The sequence below is a fragment of the Kitasatospora sp. NPDC004799 genome, assembly GCF_040609095.1.
Taxonomy (GTDB): Bacteria; Actinomycetota; Actinomycetes; order Streptomycetales; family Streptomycetaceae; genus Kitasatospora.
The window spans coordinates 1-4,947 of record NZ_JBEXJK010000529.1; the positions used below are offsets into that span (position 1 = coordinate 1).

7 protein-coding genes and 1 pseudogene are annotated in these 4,947 nt (G+C 75.0%); 2 read left to right on the forward strand and 6 right to left on the reverse strand.

The genetic code is table 11. The features are described from left to right. Positions 1 to 89 precede the first annotated feature (89 nt). From ABZW03_RS37205 to ABZW03_RS37220, 4 genes are all read right to left on the reverse strand, one after another. Entirely contained in the window at positions 90 to 539 is a 450-nt protein-coding gene (locus ABZW03_RS37205) for an SRPBCC family protein (RefSeq protein ID WP_355268756.1), read from the reverse strand. Between the two features lie 4 nt (positions 540 to 543). Further along, positions 544 to 1,017 carry a VOC family protein gene (locus ABZW03_RS37210; RefSeq protein ID WP_355268758.1) on the reverse strand — a complete coding sequence of 158 codons (474 nt, stop codon included), beginning with the start codon at positions 1,015 to 1,017 and terminating at the stop codon, positions 544 to 546. Positions 1,018 to 1,151: 134 nt separating this feature from the next. Next, positions 1,152 to 1,418 (reverse strand): metal-sensitive transcriptional regulator, encoded by a 267-nt coding sequence (locus ABZW03_RS37215; RefSeq protein WP_355268760.1) that lies wholly within the window; start codon positions 1,416 to 1,418, stop codon positions 1,152 to 1,154. 157 nt (positions 1,419 to 1,575) lie between these two features. Then, the gene (locus tag ABZW03_RS37220) at positions 1,576 to 1,923 is read right to left on the reverse strand and encodes a PRC-barrel domain-containing protein (RefSeq protein WP_355268762.1); all 348 of its coding nucleotides are present in this window, start codon (positions 1,921 to 1,923) and stop codon (positions 1,576 to 1,578) included. 238 nt (positions 1,924 to 2,161) lie between these two features. Here ABZW03_RS37220 and ABZW03_RS37225 point away from each other — a divergent pair, with 238 nt between their 5' ends. Then, the gene (locus tag ABZW03_RS37225) at positions 2,162 to 2,992 is read left to right on the forward strand and encodes an SAM-dependent methyltransferase (RefSeq protein WP_355268764.1); all 831 of its coding nucleotides are present in this window, start codon (positions 2,162 to 2,164) and stop codon (positions 2,990 to 2,992) included. Positions 2,993 to 3,031: 39 nt separating this feature from the next. Here ABZW03_RS37225 and ABZW03_RS37230 read toward each other — a convergent pair whose 3' ends face one another. Both ABZW03_RS37230 and ABZW03_RS37235 read right to left on the reverse strand, forming a co-directional pair. Next, positions 3,032 to 3,892 carry an alpha/beta hydrolase gene (locus tag ABZW03_RS37230; protein WP_355268766.1) on the reverse strand — a complete coding sequence of 287 codons (861 nt, stop codon included), beginning with the start codon at positions 3,890 to 3,892 and terminating at the stop codon, positions 3,032 to 3,034. Between the two features lie 154 nt (positions 3,893 to 4,046). Next, on the reverse strand, positions 4,047 to 4,724 hold the full coding sequence (locus tag ABZW03_RS37235; protein ID WP_355268768.1) for a response regulator transcription factor: 678 nt from the start codon (positions 4,722 to 4,724) through the stop codon (positions 4,047 to 4,049). A gap of 2 nt (positions 4,725 to 4,726) precedes the next feature. Between ABZW03_RS37235 and ABZW03_RS37240 the strand changes: the two are divergent. Then, positions 4,727 to 4,947, forward strand: a pseudogene (locus ABZW03_RS37240) (hypothetical protein); the annotation flags it as partial.

Below are 4,947 nucleotides of genomic sequence, written 5' to 3' on the forward strand. Positions count from 1 at the left end.
CCCTCGAGCAGCTCACGGAAGCCCGAGGCGTTGATGTTCGAGTAGTGGGCGAACAACCCAGGCCTGCCGTGTTCCGCGGGGCGCCGCGGTCAGGGCATCAGCCAGGGCTGCTGGGGCAGCGGGTGGCCGGTCTCCAGGTAGGTCTTGAGGTTGGCGAGCACCGCCGACCAGCCCTGTTCGGCGTCCGCCCGCTCGGCCTCGTCGGCCAGGTTCTCGTGGGTGACGGTGAGCCGGGTGAGGTCCTGCCAGCCCTCCAGCTCGAAGGTGACCCGCGACGGCCAGCCGGCCCGCTGCTCCTGCGGCCCGGCCCAGGTGGTGACCAGCCGGTGCGGGCGGTCGACCGCCTCGACGGTGCCGATGACGTCGGCGATGCCGGAGTCGTCGGTCCGCTGGTGCTCCCAGGGCGCGCCGGGCAGCCAGGTGGAGACGTTGCGGTGGCCCCAGTAGAGGCCCGACTCGTCGGCGTTGGTGAGCGCGTGCCAGACCCGCTCCGGGGTGGCCCGCAGGTAGGTGATGCTCCGGTGGCTGGGGGCGGTCACGGCCTCACCCCTCGGCCGCGGCGAGCAGCGGCTCGATCTCGATCTTCTGCATCCGCAGCATGGCCGCCATCACCCGGCTCGCCTTGGCCCGGTCCTCGTCGGCGACCAGGTCGAGCAGCACCCGCGGGGTGATCTGCCAGGAGAGGCCGTAGCGGTCCTTGAGCCAGCCGCACGGGCCCGGCTCGCCGCCGTCCGCGGTGAGCGCGGCCCAGAGCTCGTCGACCTCCCGCTGGTCCTCGCACGCCACCTGGAGCGAGATCGCCTCGGTGAAGTGGAACTCGGGGCCGCCGTTGAGGGCCGTGTACGCGCGGCCGTCGAGCTCGAACCCGACGGTCATCACCGAGCCGGCCGGGCCGGGGCCGGCCTCGCCGTAGCGGGTGATGCCGGTGATCCGGGAGTTCGGGAACAGCGTGGTGTAGAAGGCCGCGGCCTCTTCGGCCTGGTCGTCGAACCAGAGGAAGGTGGTGATTTTCTGCATGCGCCCGACGGTAACCGCGGGCCGCGACGGGGCGGCCGAGCCACGTCCGGGGGTCACCGGATCGGCGTCCCCGGCCCTGGATCCGGTTGTGGACCCGGCCGTGTATCCGGTTGTGGGCCCGGCCGCGGGGCCGGTCAGGCCAGGGCGAGGAAGAGCTTCTCCAGCTCGGCCTCGCTCATCGGCGCGGCGCCCTCGTCGGCGGCCGCCATGCACTGGCGCATGCCGCTCGCGACGATCTTGAACCCCGCCCGGTCGAGGGCGCGCGAGACGGCGGCGAGCTGGGTGACCACGTCCTTGCAGTCCCGGCCCGCCTCGATCATCGCGATCACTCCGGCCAACTGGCCCTGCGCGCGACGCAGCCGGTTCAGGACCGCGCCGACCGCCTCCTCGTCCACCTGCATGCCGGGCCACCTTTCCCATCGACTGTCGATGGACAAGTGTACCCGGCGGGGTATTCATTCCCGGGTGGCCGGAGTTGTGCCGGGCACGGGCCGGCGACGGGGCCGGACGGGCCTCGGTGGCGAGCCGGACGGGCCTCGACCCCGGGCCGGCCGGGCCTCAGCGGCGGGCCAGACGGCGCTCCCCGCCGGCACCGGTCGCGTACGGGAGCTCGTAGTGCGCGAACACGGCGGGCTCATCCTCGGCGGGCAGCACGTCGTCGGTGCCGATCGCCGGGGCCTGCTTGACCTGGCTGCGCGGGTACGCCACCCGGAGGTAGTCCGGCCCGGCCACCGACCCGTCCAGCGGCACGAACACCAGGCGGCGCCGGCCCGCGAAGCCGACCGCGACGGTGGCGAAGAACGGCTCGTCGCTGGCCGTCTCGACGTAGACGGACTCCAGCGCACCGATGCGGTGACCCTTCTCGTCCACCACGGGGTGGCCGCGCCACTCGCGAACGTCTGCCATTGCGATCCCCACGGACCGACCTCCCGTCCCCGGCTGTCCCCCCGCCCGAACTCCCATCCTGCGCCGGAAGCGGCGGGGGCGCGCGCCGAGCCCACCGGCCGCCCCCGCCCGGCGAAAAGGGACATACGGGGGTGACCCGGCCAACCGGCAGCGGGGCCGCAACCAGGGCTTTAGGCTGTCCGCCGGCGAGGCCGCGCGTGGATCGTCAGGTGGCTTCTGGGCGGAGGAGGCGACAGCCGTGGGATACGAGCGCATGTGGGAGTCCGGCGAGGCCGGGATCGCGGCCGACCTGCGGCCCGACGTGCCGCACCCGGCCCGGATGTACGACTACTACCTGGGCGGGAAGGACAACTTCCCGGCCGACCGCGCCGCCGCCGAGAAGGCGCTCGCCGCCAACCCGGAGTTCCGGTCCACCGCCCGCGCCAACCGGGGCTTCCTCACCCGCGCGGTACGGTGCGTCGCCGGCCTCGGCATCGACCAGTTCCTCGACGTCGGCACCGGTATCCCGACGGCCGGCAACACCCACGAGATCGCCCAGGCGGCCCGGCCGGGCGCCCGGGTCGTCTACGTGGACAACGACCCGATCGTGCTCAGCCACGCCCGCGCCCTGATGGCCGGCTCGGGCCCCGGCCGCACCGCCGTCATCCAGGCCGACCTGCGCGAGCCCGCCGCCCTGCTCGACGCCGTCCGGGCGGTCGGGCTGCTGGACCTCTCCCGTCCGGTGGGGCTCGTCCTCGCCGCCGTCCTGCACTTCCTGCGGGACGAGGACGAGCCCCACCGGGTCCTCGCCGCCCTGCTGGGCGCGCTGCCCTCCGGCAGCCACCTGGTCCTCTCGCACGGCACCGCCGACTTCATCCCGGCCGAGGTCCGCGACCGGGTCACCGGCGTCTACGACCGGGCCACCGCACCCCTGGTCGGCCGCTCCCGCGAGCAGGTCCGGGCCTTCCTCGACGGCCTCGACCTCCTCGACCCCGGCGTCACCACCGTCCCCCTCTGGCGCCCCGACACCGCTCCGGGCCCCGACGCCGACCGCGTCAGCATGTACGGCGCGGTGGCCCGCAAGCCCTGACCGCCCCGGCCTGAGCGCCCCGGCCTGAGCGCGGCCCGGTCAGAGCCCGGCCAGGAAGCCCTCGACGAGCGCGACGAAGCGTTCGGGCTCCTCGACCCACGGCCGGTGGCCGGAGCGCCGCAGCACCTCCAGTCGGGCGTGCGGCAGGCACGCCGCCACGGCGCGGGCCGGGGCGGTGCCGATCATGCCGTCGGAGGCGCCGGCCAGGACCAGGACCGGCCGGTCGGTGGCGGCCAGCCGGGCCAACCGGTGCGGCAGCGAGGTCGCGTCGGCGGACCCCGCGTAGAAGGCCTCGCGGTACCAGGGCACCCGGCTCGCGTGCTCGGTGCGGTACTCGATGTGGCGCTGATCCGTCCAGGCGTGCCAGAAGAACGGCAGGATCCGCCGTTGCAGGTCGGCGAGTTCGGCCCCGTGCGCCGCTCCCCCGGCGAGCCGGCGCGCGGCCTCGGCGGCGTCCGGGTACCAGGGCTCGCCCGAGCGCCCGGCCCGCAGCGCGGCCAGCTCCGCTTCGTCCGGCTCGCGTCCGACCCGGCCGACCGGGGCTGTCAGAACGGCACCGCGCACCCGGGCCGAGTGGGCGGCGAGGTACTCCTGGGCGGTCAGGCAGCCCGCCGAGTGGGCGAGCAGGTCGATCCGCTCCGCACCGAGGTGTCGGCGCAACTCCTCGACGTCGCGGGCCTGTTGGACGAAGGAGACGGTCGAACGGTCCTCCGGGACGGCGGACCGGCCGGTGGCCCGCGGGTGGACCAGGACCAGCGTCCGCCCGCTCCCGAGGCCCCCGAGGTCGCCCAGGTACCCGACGTCCGCACCGGGCCCGCCCGGCAGGACCACCAACGGTTCGCCCCGGCCGGCCAGTTCGTAGCTGATCTCTGATCCGTCGAAGGAGAGGAAGCTCGGCATGCCGCAGACGATCACACGGCGGGCGCCGCACCGCCAGCGGGTTCCACATAGTGGTCCAGACCACGGTGAGCGGAGCGGGCCCAGGAGCGACCCGGGCGCTGCCCTGGCGGGGCCAGGTCGGCGGGGTCAGGCCAGCGGGGTCAGGCGGGCCGGGTCAGGCTGGGCGGCCGGGTGGGACCAGGCCGGTCTGGTAGGCGATGGCGACGAGTTGGGCGCGGTCGCGGGCGTCGAGCTTGGACATCGCCCGGTGGACGTGGGTGCGGACGGTGAAGGGGCTGACGAACATCCGCTCGGCGATCTCCTCGTTGGTGAGGCCGGTGGCGGCCATCGACATCACCTCGCGCTCGCGGGCGGTCAGGACGGACAGCCGCTCGCTCCCCGGGGCTGCGGACGCCGGCTCGGGCTGGGCCAGGAACTGGTCGATCACGGCCCGGGTGGCGGCGGGCGAGAGCAGCGCCTCGCCCGCCGCCACGGTGCGTACGGCGGCGAGCAGTTCCTTCGGGTCGGCGCCCTTGCCGAGGAAGCCGCCGGCGCCCGCGCGCAGCGCCTGGGCCACGTACTCGTCGATCTCGAAGGTGGTGAGGATGAGCACCCGGGTGCCGGACAGCTCCTCGTCGCCGCAGATCTCGGCGGTGGCGCCGAGGCCGTCGACGCCGGGCATCCGGATGTCCATCAGCACGATGTCGGGCTTGGTGGCCCGGGCGAGCGCGACGGCCTCCCGACCGTCGGCGGCCTCGCCGACCACCTCCATGTCCTCCTCCGCCTCGATCAGCAGGCGGAAGGCACCGCGCAGCAGGGCCTGGTCGTCGGCGAGCAGTACCCGGATGGTCATGCGTGCTCCCTGTCCTCTCGAACGGCGCCGTCCGCTCGGGCGGCGCGCTCCTGTCCTTCGGCTGGTGTCGGGCGGTCGGCACGGACGGTGCGCGCGGCCCGGGCGGCCCGGGCGACGTCGGCGGCGGTGAAGGCGCCGGTGGCCCCGGGGCCTTCACCGGGCGGGCGCTCGGCCGGCACCAGGCCGCGGTGGTGCGGATCGGCTTCGGGCTGGTCTGGCTGGC